This is a genomic window from Mycobacterium sp. pW045 (assembly GCF_041287085.1).
In the GTDB taxonomy this organism is placed as follows: Bacteria; Actinomycetota; Actinomycetes; order Mycobacteriales; family Mycobacteriaceae; genus Mycobacterium; species Mycobacterium algericum_A.
The window spans coordinates 1-322 of sequence record NZ_JBGGKU010000036.1; the positions used below are offsets into that span (position 1 = coordinate 1).

A 322-nucleotide genomic window follows, 5' to 3' on the forward strand; every position below is an offset into this window, starting at 1 on the left:
ATGGAGCGACAACACACCCACCCCCCACCAAGGGGAGCAAACAACGGGCCTGTTGCCTCAGGACCCAACAGTGTGCCCAACCCCGAAACCGAGGCCGGCCACCAGGAACAAGCGTTCCTGGTGGTTGGTGATCAAAGCTGCTGCCGTTCAAATTATCTGCACCACCGGATCGCCCACTACAGGCGCCGGCACAACCTCTCCCAACCATCATCTTCCCGCACGGTTGCAGGGATGGGGGAATCATGGTGCTCCTTAGAAAGGAGGTGATCCAGCCGCACCTTCCGGTACGGCTACCTTGTTACGACTTCGTCCCAATCGCCGA

General features: G+C 59.6%; 1 rRNA gene. It reads right to left on the bottom strand.

Annotated features, from left to right (window positions below):
- Positions 1 to 256 precede the first annotated feature (256 nt).
- Positions 257 to 322, bottom strand: a 16S ribosomal RNA gene (locus tag ACAG20_RS21095); the annotation flags it as partial.